Source organism: Mycolicibacterium frederiksbergense, assembly GCF_012223425.1.
GTDB classification, from domain to species: Bacteria; Actinomycetota; Actinomycetes; order Mycobacteriales; family Mycobacteriaceae; genus Mycobacterium; species Mycobacterium frederiksbergense.
This window is the reverse complement of record NZ_CP038799.1, coordinates 3,640,722-3,658,009: the sequence shown is the minus strand read 5'-3', so window position 1 is coordinate 3,658,009 and position 17,288 is coordinate 3,640,722. Positions and strand designations below refer to the sequence as shown.

At 65.8% G+C, this 17,288-nt stretch carries 23 protein-coding genes and 1 tRNA gene; 19 read left to right on the top strand and 5 right to left on the bottom strand.

Annotated elements, in window-relative coordinates:
* The first annotated feature begins 7 nt into the window (after positions 1-7).
* The 8 genes from EXE63_RS20800 (at position 8) to EXE63_RS20765 (ending at position 5,554) form a co-directional block, all read left to right on the top strand.
* Positions 8-805 (top strand): TIGR03621 family F420-dependent LLM class oxidoreductase, encoded by a 798-nt coding sequence (locus EXE63_RS20800; RefSeq protein ID WP_168143498.1) that lies wholly within the window; start codon positions 8-10, stop codon positions 803-805.
* Between the two features lie 87 nt (positions 806-892).
* Positions 893-2,059: an AI-2E family transporter gene (locus EXE63_RS20795; protein ID WP_168143497.1), complete on the top strand. Its 1,167-nt coding sequence runs from the start codon at positions 893-895 to the stop codon at positions 2,057-2,059.
* 168 nt (positions 2,060-2,227) lie between these two features.
* On the top strand, positions 2,228-2,464 hold the full coding sequence (mbp1, locus tag EXE63_RS20790) for a microaggregate-binding protein 1 (protein WP_168143496.1): 237 nt from the start codon (positions 2,228-2,230) through the stop codon (positions 2,462-2,464).
* 69 nt (positions 2,465-2,533) lie between these two features.
* Positions 2,534-3,703, top strand: a complete 1,170-nt coding sequence (locus tag EXE63_RS20785) for a sensor histidine kinase (RefSeq protein ID WP_209999813.1) — start codon at positions 2,534-2,536, stop codon at positions 3,701-3,703.
* Positions 3,700-4,365 carry a response regulator transcription factor gene (locus EXE63_RS20780; RefSeq protein ID WP_168143495.1) on the top strand — a complete coding sequence of 222 codons (666 nt, stop codon included), beginning with the start codon at positions 3,700-3,702 and terminating at the stop codon, positions 4,363-4,365. The genes EXE63_RS20785 and EXE63_RS20780 overlap by 4 nt, the downstream gene beginning before the upstream one ends.
* A gap of 56 nt (positions 4,366-4,421) precedes the next feature.
* A complete protein-coding gene (locus tag EXE63_RS20775) occupies positions 4,422-4,844 on the top strand; it encodes an LIC_13387 family protein (protein ID WP_168143494.1) in 423 nt (140 codons plus the stop codon).
* The gene (locus EXE63_RS20770; RefSeq protein ID WP_168143493.1) at positions 4,841-5,452 is read left to right on the top strand and encodes a DUF2867 domain-containing protein; all 612 of its coding nucleotides are present in this window, start codon (positions 4,841-4,843) and stop codon (positions 5,450-5,452) included. Before EXE63_RS20775 ends, EXE63_RS20770 begins: the two co-directional genes overlap by 4 nt.
* A gap of 29 nt (positions 5,453-5,481) precedes the next feature.
* Positions 5,482-5,554 (top strand) — tRNA-Arg (locus tag EXE63_RS20765).
* Between the two features lie 46 nt (positions 5,555-5,600).
* Here the strand turns inward: EXE63_RS20765 and EXE63_RS20760 are convergent.
* Positions 5,601-6,761, bottom strand: a complete 1,161-nt coding sequence (locus EXE63_RS20760; RefSeq protein WP_168143492.1) for a site-specific integrase — start codon at positions 6,759-6,761, stop codon at positions 5,601-5,603.
* Entirely contained in the window at positions 6,751-7,179 is a 429-nt protein-coding gene (locus EXE63_RS20755) for a hypothetical protein (RefSeq protein ID WP_168143491.1), read from the bottom strand. The genes EXE63_RS20760 and EXE63_RS20755 overlap by 11 nt, the downstream gene beginning before the upstream one ends.
* A 166-nt stretch (positions 7,180-7,345) precedes the next feature.
* Between EXE63_RS20755 and EXE63_RS33505 the strand changes: the two genes are divergently transcribed.
* From EXE63_RS33505 to EXE63_RS20705, 10 genes are all read left to right on the top strand, one after another.
* Positions 7,346-7,699: a helix-turn-helix transcriptional regulator gene (locus EXE63_RS33505; RefSeq protein WP_366515287.1), complete on the top strand. Its 354-nt coding sequence runs from the start codon at positions 7,346-7,348 to the stop codon at positions 7,697-7,699.
* A gap of 190 nt (positions 7,700-7,889) precedes the next feature.
* Positions 7,890-8,117: a hypothetical protein gene (locus EXE63_RS20745; RefSeq protein ID WP_168143489.1), complete on the top strand. Its 228-nt coding sequence runs from the start codon at positions 7,890-7,892 to the stop codon at positions 8,115-8,117.
* Positions 8,114-8,470: a hypothetical protein gene (locus EXE63_RS20740; RefSeq protein WP_168143488.1), complete on the top strand. Its 357-nt coding sequence runs from the start codon at positions 8,114-8,116 to the stop codon at positions 8,468-8,470. Before EXE63_RS20745 ends, EXE63_RS20740 begins: the two co-directional genes overlap by 4 nt.
* A complete protein-coding gene (locus EXE63_RS20735; RefSeq protein WP_168143487.1) occupies positions 8,467-8,745 on the top strand; it encodes a hypothetical protein in 279 nt (92 codons plus the stop codon). Before EXE63_RS20740 ends, EXE63_RS20735 begins: the two co-directional genes overlap by 4 nt.
* 5 nt (positions 8,746-8,750) lie before the next feature.
* Positions 8,751-9,521 carry a bifunctional DNA primase/polymerase gene (locus EXE63_RS20730; protein WP_234904613.1) on the top strand — a complete coding sequence of 257 codons (771 nt, stop codon included), beginning with the start codon at positions 8,751-8,753 and terminating at the stop codon, positions 9,519-9,521.
* A complete protein-coding gene (locus EXE63_RS20725; protein WP_168143485.1) occupies positions 9,518-11,302 on the top strand; it encodes a hypothetical protein in 1,785 nt (594 codons plus the stop codon). Before EXE63_RS20730 ends, EXE63_RS20725 begins: the two co-directional genes overlap by 4 nt.
* A gap of 201 nt (positions 11,303-11,503) precedes the next feature.
* Positions 11,504-11,797 (top strand): hypothetical protein, encoded by a 294-nt coding sequence (locus EXE63_RS20720; RefSeq protein WP_168143484.1) that lies wholly within the window; start codon positions 11,504-11,506, stop codon positions 11,795-11,797.
* Complete coding sequence (locus EXE63_RS20715) at positions 11,790-12,068, top strand: hypothetical protein (RefSeq protein WP_168143483.1); 279 nt, start codon at positions 11,790-11,792, stop codon at positions 12,066-12,068. The genes EXE63_RS20720 and EXE63_RS20715 overlap by 8 nt, the downstream gene beginning before the upstream one ends.
* A 169-nt stretch (positions 12,069-12,237) precedes the next feature.
* On the top strand, positions 12,238-12,765 hold the full coding sequence (locus EXE63_RS20710) for an HK97 family phage prohead protease (protein WP_168143482.1): 528 nt from the start codon (positions 12,238-12,240) through the stop codon (positions 12,763-12,765).
* 14 nt (positions 12,766-12,779) lie between these two features.
* Complete coding sequence (locus EXE63_RS20705) at positions 12,780-14,237, top strand: phage major capsid protein (protein WP_168143481.1); 1,458 nt, start codon at positions 12,780-12,782, stop codon at positions 14,235-14,237.
* A gap of 53 nt (positions 14,238-14,290) precedes the next feature.
* Here the strand turns inward: EXE63_RS20705 and EXE63_RS20700 are convergent, their stop codons facing one another.
* Together EXE63_RS20700 and EXE63_RS20695 are read right to left on the bottom strand one after the other, a co-directional pair.
* Entirely contained in the window at positions 14,291-14,581 is a 291-nt protein-coding gene (locus EXE63_RS20700) for a hypothetical protein (RefSeq protein WP_168143480.1), read from the bottom strand.
* 273 nt (positions 14,582-14,854) lie between these two features.
* Complete coding sequence (locus tag EXE63_RS20695) at positions 14,855-15,457, bottom strand: TetR/AcrR family transcriptional regulator (protein ID WP_168143479.1); 603 nt, start codon at positions 15,455-15,457, stop codon at positions 14,855-14,857.
* Between the two features lie 24 nt (positions 15,458-15,481).
* On the opposite strand from EXE63_RS20695, the gene EXE63_RS20690 reads away from it, so the two are divergent.
* Positions 15,482-16,663, top strand: coding sequence for an MFS transporter (locus EXE63_RS20690; RefSeq protein WP_168143478.1), 1,182 nt, complete (start codon positions 15,482-15,484; stop codon positions 16,661-16,663).
* On the opposite strand, the gene EXE63_RS20685 is transcribed toward EXE63_RS20690, so the two are convergent.
* A complete protein-coding gene (locus EXE63_RS20685) occupies positions 16,645-17,097 on the bottom strand; it encodes a carboxymuconolactone decarboxylase family protein (RefSeq protein ID WP_168143477.1) in 453 nt (150 codons plus the stop codon). The genes EXE63_RS20690 and EXE63_RS20685 overlap by 19 nt on opposite strands.
* Positions 17,098-17,288 lie beyond the last annotated feature (191 nt).

The window sequence follows — 17,288 nt, the reverse complement described above, 5'->3', positions numbered from 1 at the left end:
TCGGTGCATGCCCCGCGACTTCCGCTTCGGTCTCAGCCTGCGCGACACCTCCTCGGCGGCCAAGGTCCGCGACGCGGCGCGCCTGGCCGAGGACCTCGGCTACGACGTCCTGTTGGTACCCGACCACCTCGGCGCACCCGCACCGTTTCCGGTGCTGGCGACCGCCGCCGCGGCCAGCCAGACGCTGCGGCTGGGCACTTTCGTGCTGAACGCCTGCTTCTACAAGCCGGCGCTGCTGGCCCGCGACGTCGGCGCGCTGCACGATCTGTCCGGTGGCCGATTCGAGGTGGGCCTCGGCGCCGGCTACGTCCGCGAGGAGTTCGAGGCCGCCGAACTGCCCTTCCCGTCGGCGCGTCAGCGCATCGACTATCTGGAACATGTCGTCGAGCACCTCATCGCGCATGTGCCCGGCGCGCCCATCATGATCGCCGGTGGTGGTGACCGGCTGCTCACCGTCGCGGGCAAGTGGGCCGCCATCGTCGGCGTCACCGGTAATCCGGTCGCCGAACGCATCGCATTCCTGCGTGAGGTGGCCGGTGCGCGCTTCGACGACATCGAGCTGAACCTGGCGATCACCGCCGTGCCCGCCGACGGTTCCGACATGCCGAACCTGACGATGACCCGCCACTATGCGCCCGGCCTCAGCGACGAACAGCTGCTGGCCCTGCCCGGGGTGCTGTCCGGTTCGGTCACCGAGATGGCCGACAAGGTGCGTGGGTTGCGCGACACCTATGGAGCCAACTATCTGGTGGTGCAGGCCAGTCACGCCGAGGTGTTCGGAAAGGTCATCGCTCACCTGAGATAGTGCGCGCTTGCGTTAGCACCCTGGGAGTTTCAGGAATTGACAGCGGGGTAAACCCCAGCAGGTTCCGGCCGGCTGACAGGGGTGCACATGAACGACTCCGCAGCCGACGACGGGCACAACGACCTGGTGGCCCAGCCGCACACCCCGGACGAGGGCCCCGTCGCAGAGGCGGAAATCCAAGCGGCGGAAATGACTTCGCCCGAACAGCCACTCGGGGAACCGGGCAAGAAGTTCGACCGGCGCTCCCCCTTCTTCATCGGCCTGGCCGCCTCGGCAGGGGTGGCGGTCACCTACGGTGCCGTCCATCTGCTGGCCGAACTGTCCTCGATTCTGACCGTCATCGGCGTCGCCTTCTTTCTCGCCCTCGGGCTGGAACCGGTGGTCTCCCGGCTGGTCAACCACGGACTACCGCGGTGGCTGTCGACGGCGCTGGTGTTCGTGGTCTTCGTCGCCGGGATCGCCACGTTCGCCGCCGCGGCCTTTCCGCCGTTGTTCGCCCAGATCACCGATCTGGTCAACCGCGCACCGCTGTATCTGCAACAGGCTCAAGATCATTCGTCGTTCATCGGTAGGCTCAACGACCGCTTCCAGCTCCAGCAACGGTTCACCGACGCGGTCGACAGCATCGACGGCTCGGCACTGAACCACATGGTCAGCGCCGGCACCGCGGTCGTCGAAGGAGTCGCCGACACCCTCATCGCGATCGTATTGACGCTCTACTTCCTGGCCGACATGCCGCGGATCCGCAGCACCCTCTACCGCCTGGTGCCGCACACCCGGCGACCGCGCGCCATCCTGATCGGCGACGAGGTGTTCGCCAAAGTCGGCGCATACGTCCTGGGCAACGTGTTGATATCGCTGCTCGCGGGTGCGGCGACATTGATCTGGCTGACGGCCTTCGACGTTCCCTATCCGCTGCTGCTGGCCATCCTGGTCGCCATCCTCGACCTGTTACCCGTCGTCGGATCCACCATCGCCGGAATTGTGGTCGGCGCCGTCGCCCTGACCGTCTCGATACCGGTATGCCTGGCCACCATCGTCTTCTACATCGCCTTCCAGATGGTCGAGGACTATCTGCTGGTGCCCAGGATCATCGGCCGCGCGGTCCATGTTCCGGCGCTGACCACCATCGTCGCCGTACTGATCGGGGCCACCCTGCTGGGCGTCGTCGGCGCGCTCGTTGCCATCCCCATAGCCGCGGCTCTGCAACTGATCGTCCAGGAGGTGCTCTACCCGCGACTGGACAGTGTCTGATCGGTCTCACCGTCGCGCAGATGGTGGCACAGACCACTGGCGGGAGGGGGTTTGACAATTCGGCACCAGGGAACCCCGTAGGTGGAAACGAAGTGACCGCCGACAGGCACGGTCATGGTGCGCCCCATGTAGCAGCGCACCACCCACGAAGCGACAAAGGAGCTGAATATGGCTGACAACAATGGTGCTGCCGAAGGTATCTCGGGCGTCGTCGAAGGCGTCAAGGGCAAGGCCAAAGAGGCGGTCGGCGCCGTGACCGGCAATGACAACCTGCGTCGCGAGGGCGAGGCCCAGCAGGACAAGGCCGACGCGCAGCGCGATGTCGCCAAGAAGGAAGCCGAGGCGGAAGCCGCCCGCGGCGCCGCCGAGGCCAACGAGGCCCGCCAGAAGGCCGAGCAGGACTAGCAACACCTGCTGATTGGGGGACAGTCCGGAAGGGCTGTCCCCCAAGTCGTGTCTGGGTAGGGTGACGGCGTGTCGATCCGCGTCACCGAGCCGCGCCGGTTCGGCCAGGCCGGACAGCTGGTGTTCGCTGCCGTCTTGGCGCTGGTGCTGCTGCCCGCAGGCGTGTCGGCGGTCCGCGATGACGGCCCGGCACCGGCCTGGCGGGCGGCCCTGGCAGGCGCCCTGATCACGCTGCATCTCGGTGTGGCGACCGCGCGACGCTGGCCGCTGCCGTCGTTCGCCGCCGGCAGCCTCGCCTGCCTGGTCCTGGTCGTGGCACCCGATCTCCCCGCCGCCACGGCCGTCGTAGACACCACCGACTACGGGCCAATCCTGTTGCCCAGCAGTCTGTGTTTCTTCCCGCTGCTCTACGCCGTCAGCGCACACACCAAGACACCGTGGCCCGACATCGCCCTCGGTGCGGGGTTGGTGGGCTGCGTGCTGGCGGTGGTCCGGCTCTGGGGTTTCAGCGGAACGCCGATCAACGAATGGGCCTGGTGGCTGCTGCTGAGCACCACCGCGGTCGGCGGCACGCTCGCCGCCTGGGCACTGGGACGCTACCGCGCCACCCGGGTCGCCTGGTCGGTGCAGCTCGCCGAGCGGGTGGCCGCCGACGAACGACGGCGTATCGCCCGCGAAATGCACGACGTGGTGGCGCATTCCGTCGCGGTGATGGTCAGCCACGCCGAGGCGGGCCGTCTGGTCGTGCCGAACTCACCGGAGCGGGCGCCGGAGATTCTGACGACCATCGCCGAGGTGGGTCGCGAGGCGCTCGTCGAGATGCGCGGGCTGCTCGGCGTGCTGCGCGACGAGGGCACCTCGACCGATCCACAGCCCGGGCTGAGCGATCTCCCCGCGCTTGCCGAACGGATGCGGGCCGCCGGCGTGCCGACCGACCTCGCCATCGGCGGCGGCGTCCGGACCACGCCCGCGGTGGGCCTGACGGTGTACCGGGTGGTCCAGGAGGCGTTGACGAACGTGGCCCGCCATGGCGGCCCCGGAGCCGCCGCACGCGTTCGGATCGATTCTGCGGCCGGGGAACTCGTGGTGACGGTGAGCAACACCGGCGCGGCGTCCCCGGACATCGAGCCCGGGCGCGGGCTCACCGGCATGCGGGAGCGTGTCGAGGCCATCGGCGGGACGTTGCAGGCGGGGCCGGTCGACGACGGATGGCGGGTCAGTGTGAAGGTGTCGCCATGACGGCCATCCGGGTAGCCATCGTCGACGACCAGGAACTGATGCGGTCGGCGTTGCGGATGATGGTTGACAGCCAACCCGATCTCGAGTGGGTCGGGGACGCCGCCGATGGCCACGAGGCGCTGAACCTGGTGCGGTCGCGCAGGGTGGACGTGGTGCTGATGGACCTTCGGATGCCCAGACTGGACGGCATTCAGGCGACCGCGGCGATCACCGCAGAGTGGCCCGAGTGCCGGGTGATCGCCCTGACCACCTTCGATCTCGACGAGTACGCCTTCCCAGCGCTGCGAGCCGGGGCGAGCGGGTTTCTGCTGAAGGACGCCCGCAGCGAGGATGTCGTCGAGGCGATCCGCACCGTGCACGCAGGGCACAGCGTGGTGGCACCATCGACCACCCGCAGACTCATCGAACATGTCGCTCACGCACCGACCGTCGACACCGGCAGGGGCGACGCGGTGCGTCGCGCGCTGACTCCCCGGGAACTGGACATCCTGCTCGAAATCGCCACCGGCGCAAGTAATCGGGAGATCGCGGACAAACTGCACCTTTCCGAGGCGACCATCAAGACCCACGTCGGTCATGTGCTCGCGAAACTGGGCCTGCGCGACCGGGTACAGGCGGTGGTGCTGGCCTACGAATCGGGGCTGGCTCATCCTTCAGGATGAGAGCGTCGAGACCTGCGGACGATGTGCCCGGGCGGCGGGCTGCCGATAGTCGAGAGATGACTGATCTCACATGGTTCCGGGTGGGCGCGTGGTGCTGGACCGTCACCGGTGCGGGACATCTGCTCGGTGACATCTCGCTGCGTGCTGCCGGTGGCGATCCCGCGATCGACGCCCAGATGCGCGCCCACGCATTGGATCTGATGGGGACCCAGCGGACCTACTACCAGCTGATGATGAGTTTCAGCCTGGCCATGGGAATCGCGCTGGTGTGCGTGGGGATCCTGCTGTTGCAGTTGGCAACCCATGCCCGCGACATCCGACCCATTGCCGTACTGGCGCTATCCATGTCGGCGCTGTCGCTGACGATGAGCATCTGGCTCGACCCGCCCCCACCGATCATCCTGTTCACCCTGGCCTGCGCCGCCTTCGCGCTCTCGCTGCGAGCCGGCGCGACTGACAAGCAGGAGGCGCGGCGATGAGGCTTCCGATTGCCGCGCACACTCAGCGGCCCTGGCGCATCCACCGGGTCGCCCCGGACTTCGCGGTGCTGGACGTGTGGGCCTACCGCACACCCGGAGCTGGTCCGCACGACCTCGCGACCATGCTCTCGGCCATCCAGGCCTCGGCGACGCACGACAGCGGCCCGAGCCTGACCCGGTTGCTGTTCGCGGTGCGCTGGAAGCTCGGGGAACTCTTCGGCTGGGATTCATCGCCGGCGGCGGTGCCGTCGTTGGCCGAACGCCTCCCCGACGACCTCCGCCGGACCGATACCGCCACCTCGGTGCCGGGGCTGCCGTTCACCTTGCTCTACCAAACCCGCGACGAGGTGGCGATGGAAGTGATCAACCGAACGGTGCACGGTATCGCCCACCTGGGATGGGTGCGCACCCGCGACGGCGACTATCAGCTGCGGATGGCGGTCCTGGTGCGGCCGAACGGCCTGTTGGGGCGGGCGTACCTGGCCGCGATCGCGCCGTTCCGGCATCTGATCGTCTATCCCGCGATGACGCGGCAGTGGGAACGCGCCTGGCGTGAGCGGGCCGGGTCCAGCGGCGCCGTCACGCCGCTTACCGAGAATCCCCGATGATCCACTAAAGTTCTCGGCGCAGGTCCCCGGCCCCCGTAGCTCAGGGGATAGAGCACGGCTCTCCTAAAGCCGGTGTCGCATGTTCGAATCATGCCGGGGGCACGGTCAGAGGTGGTGCTTAGCGGCACTACCTACCGTGTTCCATCGTTTATTCATCGCTTATGGTGCGCTCCAGCAGGTCCGCCACTGCGGTGTGCACCCTCCCCCGGGCCATGTACTTGTCCTGAGTCATTGAGATCCGGGTATGCCCCAGGTGATCAGCGCCGATGCGCGCGGACAGCCCTTCATCGTCGATGAGCGTGGCCACCGTCTTGCGGAAGCTGTGGGTCGTCACGCCCGGCACTCCGAGGTCGTCTCGCACCTCCGCCCACCTGGCCCGGAAGTTGTCGGGGTCACGATAAGTGCCGGCTCCTGACGGGAAAATCATCACCTGCTCCCCCAGAAACGCCACCTCACGGCGCGCGGCCAGCACCGCCGTGGCGAAGCTGGGCAGCGGGACCGTGCGGCGGCCGGCGGCCGTCTTGGTCTCGTCGATGCGCATCAGCCCCTTGCCCGCGGCGCGGATCACCTTCCCGGTCACTTTGAGCGTGAACGTCTCGTCGTCGTAGTCAGACCACTGCAGCCCGAGCAATTCGGAGATCCGCAGCCCCGTGGCGGCGAACAGGGTGATTGGGTCCACCAGGTCATGGCGCTGGCACGCCTTCGACGCTCGCAGCTTCCCGAACAGGTCACGCAACTCGTCGGCCGTGAGTGCCGTGGCGCCCTTCGGCCTGGCCTTGGATCGGTGTGGGCTGACGTCGCGCACAGGATTGGAGGCAAGCACGTTGGCCATCACCGCCAGGCGCATGCCGCCCATCAACAGCGTCTTGGACTGCACCGCCAACACATCACCGTGCGCCGTGCGCATCGACCGGATCGCTGCGTCGAGCCGCGCAGGTGTCGCCTCCCCGACCCGCACACCGCCCATCACCTTGGAGAGCAGTTTCGAGGCATACCGGTAGGTATCAATGGTCCGAACGGCGCGGCCATCCTCTTCAAGCCGGTCGATATGGCGATCGACGAGCGCCATGATCTTGGTGTCGAGAGTGACCTCACCGCCACCCACGGGCCGACGCTGCGCAAGCGTCTCAATGAGCGCATCCTCGGCGAGCTTGCCGTATTGATCCTCAGCCGGCCCCCGACGCTCCACGATGCGCGTCACACCGTCCGTGTCACGAAACCTGCAGCGCGCCAACCAAACCCCACCCCCGAGTTGGGTACGGGTGATCTTTCCGTGCTGCCCGATACGCAGCGGCGGCCTACCCGCCATCTTCTTCCCGATACTCTATGAGACGCTTGTCGATGTACTCAAGCTCCCGCCGAATACTCTGAGCGAGTGCGGAATCCGGGTCATCCTCTTTAGCGAGCGACTGCAGCAAGCTGCGCTGCGCCTGCTCTAGTTTTGCTATCCCGCGAGCCGAATAGAGCGGCATCGTATGGTTGTGAAAGTCCTCGATCGACTTGCCAATTCCCCTGCCAGGGTGGTACTGCATGGCGTCCAGATCTGAACAAAACCACTCCACTACATTGATTTTCGCTTCCATAACGTCGGGCAATAGTTCGATCACCTCGTCGTATGGCGGCGGATACAACAAGGTGGTTGGCGTAGTGTCGAGGGCTGCGGCCAGAACGACTAACTCAGCGGTCGTGACATACCTTCGGCGGCCAAGTTCCAGATCAGAGATCACGGCTCTCGTAACCGGACTTCCGAGCTCTCCGGTCTTGTCTGCAAGCCACTGAGCTGACCGCTTTCCCCGAAGTCTCCGGATCTCCAGAGCTGTCCGGCGTGCCTGCTCCTCCGCCCAGTTCTTCGGGGGCTCGCTCCAGTCGTGTGGCCTATCCCTGCTTTGCGGCATGACACGCAGTCTAGGCCATTTCGGCTCGCCTATTGCGGAAGGGGACGGGAATGGGTATATGCTTCGTTCAGGTACGCAGGAGTGGACCGGAAGCAATGAGAATTGCGGAACAGCACGCAGAATTAGGAGGAGCGCGATGGCGCTACCGCTCTCGCTCGAACAACCAACCGACCCTTGGCTCACTCGCGCGGAGGTCGCTGAACGGCTGCAGATACCAGAGAAGACTTTGGCTCAGTGGGCCTGTCAGCGAAAAGGTCCGCCGTACCGAAAGTTCGGCCGCCACACCAGGTACCGGCTGTCTGAGTGCATCGTCTGGGAGAACGCTCAGCAGGCCGGCGGGGACGCCGCCTGATGTCTCACCCCCACGTCGACCAACTCGACCGGGACCAGCTCGACGACCACAACCTGGTCGATCACGAACCTGCCGGGGACGAACCGGCGGAATGCAGAACGGCCCCCGAACTCCAGGTGCGCCAACACCTGGCGGGGACCGCTCAGACCATCCCATCCAGTCACCACAACCGATAAGGAGATCTAGAACAATGAAACCACAGATTCAGACCGCGGCGCAGCGACTCGATGATGCTGTCAACCGCATCGATCTGGTCCGCGCCGACGTCAACGCCGTCATCCGCGATCTGCCCGAGGATGTGCCGATGTTCGCGCTCGTGGACATCGTGAACGCCTTGTGGAACTTGCGCAACGCAGCGGTGGTGCTCGACAAGGCCACCGACGCCCTGGAAGCCGATGCCAAGGCGGTGACCCGATGAGCGGCAGTAACTTCCACGCCGTGTGGTGTGGCCACCGGGAAACTAACGAGACCCACGACGACAACTACCCTTACTGCCTCAAGCAGGTGCATGGTGTGGATCTCGCGCCGGCTCCTGGTGAGCAGAAGTCGAGCCTGTGGGTCTACGTCACCGGTCAGGCGCACCCGTCGGCGATGACGTCGGGCGAGTCCGCTCCGGACGCCGATCAGTACGACGGCATCGAACTCACCACCGAGACCCGCGTCGGCGACGAGTGGACCGACAAGACTCTTCGTCTGTCCGCAGATGCGGCCCGATCGTTGGCGGCTGCGCTGGTTCGTGCAGCGGACATCAAGCAGGGGCTCGAACGATGACCGCAAACATCGACACGGCGTTCCAGGAAGCTCTTGCAGGGTGGGGCGAGCAGGTTCGGTGCGAAATGGGGATGAAAACCCAGTGCAAGAGAACCGCGAACTGGGTTGTCCACCTGCATGGTTGCAAGGACTACCTCGTGTGCGGTCAGCACTACAAGCTGAATTTCCTCGATACAGCGCAGTCGTCGATCGCGGAGACTGGCGGGGTCGAATGCCGATTCTGCAGACAAGAGTTCCAAACAGTCGAATCGGCATTCACGGCGGTGCGGCTGTGAGCGGCATGACCGAGACGGAGACCCGCGCCGGTGAAGGCGCGGGTTCTCCGCTCGACATCATGCTCGGCCATGGGTTCAGCGTCGGCCCGCTCGCCGGCAAGGCTCCCCTCACCTCACACGGGGTCCTCGACTTCACCACCGACCGCAACGTGATCGCCTCCTGGAAGCGGAAGTTTCCGGGATGCAACTGGGGTGCAACGCAGATCGGTGTGTTGGCCTTGGATGTCGACCTCCGGTACGGCGGCACCGTGTCGGCGCTCAACCTCCGTCCCGAGCATCAGACTTTGACGATCAGAACGGGCAGCGGCGGGTGGCACATTTACTACCGCCACTCCGGTCCGGTCCGGGGCAAGGTTCAGGGTATCCCTGGCATCGATGTAAAGGCCGGCGGGCGTGGCTACTTGGTCGCACCCGGCAGTATCCACCCGGACACCGGTAAGCCCTACCGCCTGCACCGCGACATCCCTATCGCAGATCTCCCCGAACACCTGCTGGCAATGATCGTCCAACCCACCTACACCCCCGCGAGACCAAATCTTCAGTGCAGTTCTGGTCTCTATGGAGATCGGTGGGATGGGTTGGTGCGCAGCGTCGCCGAGGCTCAGCCCGGGAATCGGAACGGCACCTTGTTCTGGGCGGCAGCACGCGCAGCAGCCGACTCGGCACCAGCCGCTGTGTATTCCGCCCTGGCCGCCGCGGCCCATGAAATTGGCCTCGGTGTCCACGAGATCCAGCAGACCATTCAGAGCGGCCAACGAAAGGCGGCAACGTCGTGATCGACGACGAATTCTTCGACGCCACCCCAGAGCTACAGACCATCAGGCAATGGGCTCACGCCCGGTTCGCCGCGAAATGGGCTGTCTTCCTTGCGGTCCTTGGCCGGGTGCTCGCCAGTACCGGTCCGGGCGTCCAACTCCCAGGGGTGATCGGCGGACCTGCCTCACTGAACATGATCATGGCCTTCGTCGCCCCCAGCGGTGGCGGCAAAGGGATTACGGACCGGGTCGCCCGAGAGATCTGGCCGTCCTCGATCATCGAACGCCCCATCGGTTCGGGCGAAGGTATCGCGGCCCTCTTCGCCCCGCCGAAGAAAGAAGGCACCGAACAGATCACGCGCGCCATTCTGCACTCGCCGGAGATCGACACGATGGCTGGCCTCGCGTCTCGCCAGGGCAACATCTTCCTCGCCCAGCTCAAGTCAGCCGTCATGGGGGAGATGTTGGGACAGAGCAACGCATCGGACGCCACATCTCGAATCGTGCTGCCCCACAGCTACAGACTGATTCTCAGCGTCGGCGCTCAACCCGGCCACTGTGATGTCATCTTCAACGACACGAGCGGCGGGACCCCACAACGCGTGGTGTGGGTGCTGACCATCGACCCCGATATGCCTTCAGAGGCGCCACCGGACCCCGAGCCGCTTAACACCCGGCTCCCATCCTGGGCGCACACCGACACCGTCATGACCTACGGGCCGACCGAGATCCGCGAGCACATCATCACAGCCCACCTGGCACGGCAGCGCGGAGAAGCAAGCGCACTCGATGGGCACCGGATGTTGACCCGACTCAAGGTGGCCGCCGGTCTCGCCATCCTGCACCACCGCAGCGTCATTTCAGATCTCGATTGGAGGCTGTCAGACATGGTGATGGCCGTCTCGGATCAAACTCGAGACTGGATTGTCGAGGAAGCCAAACAAGCGGCCCGCGCCAAGGTGCGAGAGCGGGCGATCTCCCGGGCGACGTTCGATGAGGTGATCGACGACCGGCACGAAAAGACCGTTCGCAGCAGGATCCTGCGCCTACTCACCACCGGCCCGAAATCCCGCAGCGAGCTCCGCCGGGCGATGGGTAAACAGCACTACCGCGAGGCGTTCGACGCAGTCCTGCCCCACCTGGAAAAAGTTAGCCAGGTCATCGTCATCGCCGGGGAGAAGGCGCCGCACTACAAGCTCAACCCGGAGTTCACCGGTGAACCAGAGTTCACCCCAGAAAACACCAGCTCGGAAGGGGTGAACCAAGAGTTCACCGGTGAACCCGAGGCAACAGTCACAGACCTCGATACTCGCAGGTCGCATGATTCCGACCCAACCAAGCTGACATGCTCCCAGTGGTTCAACCAATACATCGCAGAACTCCGGGTAGCCGGCCAAACCACCACCACATCGTTTGCTGCAGTCGAGGCCGGCATGGCTATCGGCTTCACCAAAGGCAACATCAGGGCCGCCGCATCAGCACACCCTGACGTACACACGATCAACCGCAAGGGCGGCACCGCCACCTGGTCCATCGAACCCGGTAAGCGGCCACCCGCATATCAAGGTGCACCGCAGTGGCTTGATGAATGGCTCGACCGCCAGACCACCGACACCGTCGACCCCGACGACGCCAAGCTCGCCGGTGAAGCTGCCGGCCACCCCTGGCACAGCGTCCGCCGAGCCGCCGGGATGTCCAACCGCATCGAGTCCATCCCAGCCCACGGAGACAGCCGCAAGGACCGCATCTGGAGGATCGCCAGCCCCAGCGCCCACAGCACCGACGACGGATACAGCGCATGAACACCTCAGGCAGGGGGGCGGGCCACCCACGCAACCAGCAAAACACCAGGTGGCATCGCCAGTGAAGAACCGTCTCCCTCCCCCGAAGTGTGCAGTCACAGATAAATGCAGAAAGCCTGTGACCTGCATGGATAGCCCGTTAAGCGTGACAAGCGTGACGAGAAGTGTGCACAGATGCCCAAACGCAAGGAGCTGGTGACTATGACCGACAACGACGACGACGTCCAACTGATGGCCCGTGTGCGGGCGCTGCTTGAGAGTGCGACCGCCAGCCTGGACCCGGCTGACCGCGCCGAGCGCATCGCCTGGTGCCGTGAGCACGATCAGCACGGCGTGCGGATGCGCACCGACCCTGACGGCCTTCTCGAGTTCGTCTGGGGCGGCCGTCCCCTCGCACTGGTGCGTGCTGCCGACCTGGACAGCGATGTGCCGTTGCGCGGCGAGTTCGTCCCCACCGAGATTCCCGACACTCTGGAAGGTCTGACCGATGACTGAGATCAACCGCCCACTCACCGACGCCGAGCGCACCGTGATGAATCAGCTCGCCGTTGCGTCCGTCGCGCGACAGACCGGCCGCGACCCGGAGAGCGTGGCCGACGAGCTCGACGAGATGACCATTCGCCTGCACGGGAACGCCAAGCACGCCTACCTCACCGCGGACGGCAAGACGCTGGTCCACATCACCCGCGAGGACCTCGCCCTGGCCGCCAACCATCCCGGCGAGACCCTGCATGCCGAACCGATCGACCCTCGTCGCGACACGTGAACAGCACCCACGCTGGCAAGTGCCCTTGCTGTTTTGGCAAAACGGGCGTTACGCTGGTACCTAGCTCGGTATCACGCGAGACGCCGGGAGCCTCAGGGGAGGCCCACCCGCGCTATCCCGGTCACCATGCGACGCAAGCGATTCCCGCACGTCTCAGGTTGGTGATTCGATGACTCTCTTTTTCCGCAGTGCAGACCTCTCGACTGGCAATGGGCGCACGGTGTTCGGCACCGTGGTTCCTTACGGCCAGGTGGCCGAGGTCAGCGACGGTGGCGGCCGCCCCTATCAGGAGCGGTTCGAGTTCGGCGCGTTCGACCGCAGCATCCGCGAACGCGGCACCAAGGTGCGCCTGTTCGACAGCCACAACACCCGTCGGCTGCCGATCGGTAAGGCCATCGAGCTCCGCGAGCACCAGGACGGTCTGCACGCTGCGTTCGAGATCGCCGCTACCCGTGATGGTGACGACGCCTTGGAGCTTGTGCGCTCTGGGACTGTCGACGCCTTCAGTGTCGGGTTCCGCGGTGTCCGCGAACGGTGGGACGGAGACGTCATGGTCCGCACCGAGGTCGCGCTGATGGAAGTCAGCCTTGTCGGTCTGCCGGCCTATGTGGGTGCAGAAATCGCGGGTGTCCGTTCGCAATCCCTTGTCATTCCCCGAGCCACGGCCGAACGCCGGCTGCGGCTTCTCGATCTCTGAAAGCAGGAACCACCATGAACAAAGACCTCGCCACCCTGGAACGGGAGGCCGACGAGTACCGCACCGAGGCCCGCGCCATCATCGAGCGGGCCGGCAACGCCGACCTGGCCGGCGACGACGCTGCACGGTTCGATCAGCTCACCGGGCAGATCGAATCGCACAACACCGAGATCCGCGCGGTGCAGGAACGCCACCGCCAACTCGATCTGATCCGCGGCGCGGGGCAGCCGGGCAGCACCATGTTGCGCGAAGGCGAAGGCAGCGGGGTCAACCCATACAGCCGCAACGAGGACCGCCACCCGCAGAACACCCAGCGCGACGCCGCGATGCGCACCCTGGACGGCATCGTCAAGGACGACCGCCTGGCCGCCCGCGGCGCCGAGCTCATCGAGGGCCTGATGTCCACCGGGCCGGTTATCTCGCAGACCTGGACGCAGCGTTGGGCCGCCGCCACCGGTAGCGAAGCGTATGAGCGGGCGTTCGCGAAGAAGCTCGCCGACCCCGATAACGGTCAGCTCACCTGGACCGGCGAGGAGGCCGACGCCTGGCGCGCGGTGTCCGCGGTGCAGGCTGAGCAGCGCGCCATGTCGCTGACCGACAGCGCGGGTGGGTTCCTCGTCCCGCTGACCCTCGACCCGGCGGTGCTGCTCACCTCCAACGGCAGCATCAATCCGCTGCGCCAGATCGCCCGTGTGGTGCAGACCGCCACCGATGCATGGTCGGGTGTCACCAGTGCGGGTGTGACCGCTGAGTGGACCGCTGAGGCCGCCGAGGTGGCCGATGCCAGCCCGACGCTGGCGAACCCGTCGATCCCGGTGCACAAGGGTGATGCGTTCGTGCCGTTCAGTTTCGAGGTCCAGGGCGATGCGGTGAACTTCCTCGGGGAGCTGTCCAAGCTGCTCGTCGATGGCGCCGAGCAGCTCAACGCGACCGCGTACACGACCGGCTCCGGGTCGGGTCAACCGACAGGTCTGATTACCAAGCTCGTCGCCTCGGCCGGCACTGTGCCGCTGGTCGCGCCCGGAACACCGGAGACACTGGCCGCCGGTGACGTGTACTCGGTGCAGAACGCGTTGCCGCCGCGGTTCCAGCCGAACGCGCAGTGGTGCGCGAACCTGTCGATCATCAACGCACTGCGCCAGTTCGAGACCACCAACGGTGCACTGAAGTTCCCGTCACTGCAGGACAATCCGCCTCGCCTGCTCAGCCGCGCCATGAACGAGTTGTCGAACATGGACGGCAGCATCAACCCGGCGGCGACGGAGACGAACTACCCGTTGGTGTACGGCGACTTCGGGGCCGGGATGGTCATCGTGGACCGCATCGGATCCACCCTGGAACTGGTGCCGCACCTGTTCGGGTCCAACCGCCGGCCCACCGGACAGCGCGGCGCCCTGCTGTGGTTCCGCACCGGGTCCGATGTCGTCATCCCCAACGCGTTCCGACTGCTGTCCATCCCGACGGCGGCCTGATGAGTCCCACGGCTGTGTCTGAGGCGCGCGTCCGCGAGATTGTGCGGCAAGAATTACGTGCGAAACTCCGACAGGATATTGCCGATGAATCCGGGCGGAACCCCGGCCCGCCCGTCAATTCGTTCCATTCGGTTCTCCAACTCGACGACGCTGGTGAGGAGCATGGCAAGGACGCCGTTCGCGAACTTCTGGACTTCTTCTACCGAAACATTTCCGTCGTCACCACGGGTCGATCGCATGATCTCGGTCAGGCTGTCGATGGCCGTATAGCTCACGGGCATGGTGTCGGGGATCTGGTTGAGTAGGGCTTGAAACCCAGCCCTGGCGTCGTCGGGGGTGGACATATGGATTCTCCTTCGCTGTAGGTGCAGGCACACCAGAGCGTAGGAGTTGGTCCGCCCGGGCCGGTCGGCTTCAGTCAGTCTGGCCCGGGCGGGACCAGTCTCGGCGGTAGGAATCCATCGCTTATTCATCGAATATGAACGCGAAACGCTGAGAATCGCCCACTACTATCCGGTGGCCTTCGGCGCGACCTTTGTTGCGGCACAGGGCCTACCGACACTTAGCGCGATTCAACAGGTAGCGACAAATCCAAAAGCCGGTGTCGCATGTTCGAATCATGCCGGGGGCACTCGTTTCGTAGGTGAGTTCGCCCCCACAGCCGCGGCCAGGACGGTCTCGGCGATCTGCCGGCCCACACGTGATCCATCCGGCCGACCACCGCGCAGGCGCATCGCGAGTTCCCCGGTGAAGACCGTGAGGAGTGCTTCGGCCAGGCCGTCCGGGTCTGCGCACGGTAGCTGCCGCGCAAGTTGCCGCAGCGTGTGGCGCAGGTGATCGGTGTCGCGGTTGATCGCTGCGGCGATCTCCGCGGAGGGGTTCGCGTACTCGGCGGCGGCACCCAGGAAGGCGCACCACCGCGCTCCATGCCGTGTGACCGCGAAGGTGTCCAGCGCATCGAAGACCGCGAGCACCCGCTCCCCATCGCTGTGGGCGGTGTCGATGGCGTCGTCCCACACCTGCTGCCACCGCTGCTGGCGGCGCTCCAGCGCGGCGGCGACCAGTGCCTCTTTGCTGCGAAAGCCCCGGTACAAGGTGGCCGCCGATACCCCGGCACGCGCGAGCACTGCATCCACCGAGGTGGCTTCGATGCCCGCGGTGAACATCAGGTCATCCACCGCGTCGAGCAACTTGTCCTCCGAGCCCTTGCGCATCGGCATGCCCGACACTCTAAACTCGAAAAAGTGAAACGATCGTTTTCGTTTGGGTCCGGACGGGACATGTTCGTCGTGGTGTCCGGGACGTGCTTCATCGCCGCCACCTACGGCTTGGTGCGACTGGCGTTCGGCCTGTTTCTTCCCGACATTCAGCGCGAACTCGACCTCAGCGCGAAGGGGGCGGGCTACATCTCGTCGGGCGCATCGCTCGTCTATTGCCTGGCCGCAGCCGCCGGCTTTGGCCTCGGCCCCCGATCACCACGCGCCCTGATTGTGGCCGCGGCCGTCACCGCCTGTGGCGGCGTATGGGGCATGGCCGCCGCCGGCAACGTCCCGGCGTTCGGTCTCGCCGCCGTATTGAGCTCCGCCGGTGCAGGTTTCGCTTCGCCGGCACTGGTGGCGATCGTGCATCGCAATGTCGATTATCGGCACGCCGAGGGTGCACAGTCGGTGGTCAACGCCGGCACCGGGCCGGGCCTGGTCGGCGCCGCACTGTTGGCAGTGCTGGTCGCCTCCGAATGGAGGATCGCCTGGGTGGCGACCGGGCTCTTGACGGCCGGCGCCGCCGTCGCGGTACTGGTCGCCGACCGACGCCCCGGTGCCCGGCCGGCTATGCCACGGACATCACCCCCGGTGTCGGCTCCGTGGCTGGCCGACCACCGGAGCGCCGTCATCGCGGCAACGCTGATGGGAGCGGGCTCCAGCGCGGTGTGGACCTATGGCCGAAGCCATCTCGTCGAAGCAGGAACCGCATCCGAGAGCGGCACCGTGAGCGCATGGATCGCACTCGGCGTCGGTGCGACAGCCGTGATCACCACCGCCCATCAGATGGTGAAGCTGTCGGCCACGGCCGCCTGGATGCTGAGCTGCAGCGTGATGACCATCGCCCTGATGGTGTTGGCCTTCGCGCCACAGGTCCGGCTGGTGGCGCTGCTGGCCTACCTCATCTTCGGGTGGGGATTCACTGCCGCAACGTCATCGCTCATCGCGTGGACATCGGATATCGATCCCGCCAACGCTGCCGCGGGTACCGCACTACTGTTCGTGGCCCTGATGTTCGGACAGGCAACCGGCGCGACGGCCCTCGGGCTCATCATCACCACCACGAGTTTCGGCACCGCCTTCGTCGCGGCATCGGCGGTGTCGGCACTCGCGATTGGCACCGCCACGCGGAAGCGGGCCGGGGCGCTTCAGGGCCCGACGGGATAGTGGCTGGCGATGGCGATGCGATTCCAGCCGTTCATCTCGACGGCCAGCCAGGCGACGGCGGCGATCTGCTGGGTGGACAACGCCGCCTCGATATCGACACTCGGCGCGGCGGCCGTGTGCTCGTCGGCGATCCGGGTGTTCCGTTCGGCCAGGGTGAGCGCGGCCCGCTCCTGCTCGTCGAAGTACTGCGATTCCCACCAGGCCGGCAGCACCGCAAGCCGGTCCGCGGACTCTCCTGCGGCGATGGCATCGCGCGTATGCATCCGCAGACAGAAGGCGCAGCCGTTGATCTGCGACACCCGCAGTTTGACCAGTTCGACCAACAGCGCGGACAACCCCGCCGCCTGCGTGGCCTCCTTCACCTGGGCGTCGAACGCCGCGAAGGCCTCGTACGGACCAGAGAACTGCTTACTGATGTTGACCTGCGGGAGCATGGTTTTCCTTTCTCGGCGGGGCATTCACACATATGACTCGGCTGGGCGCCGGATTGTGACAACATCGGCCGCTGCGCGACAATCGTCGGTACGCCGCCGTCCAAGATCAGGTCTCTGGGTAAGGTCGTAGACGTTGACGTCAATACCTATGCACAGCGCGACCGGGGTGAACACCCCAGGTGGAGGACTTG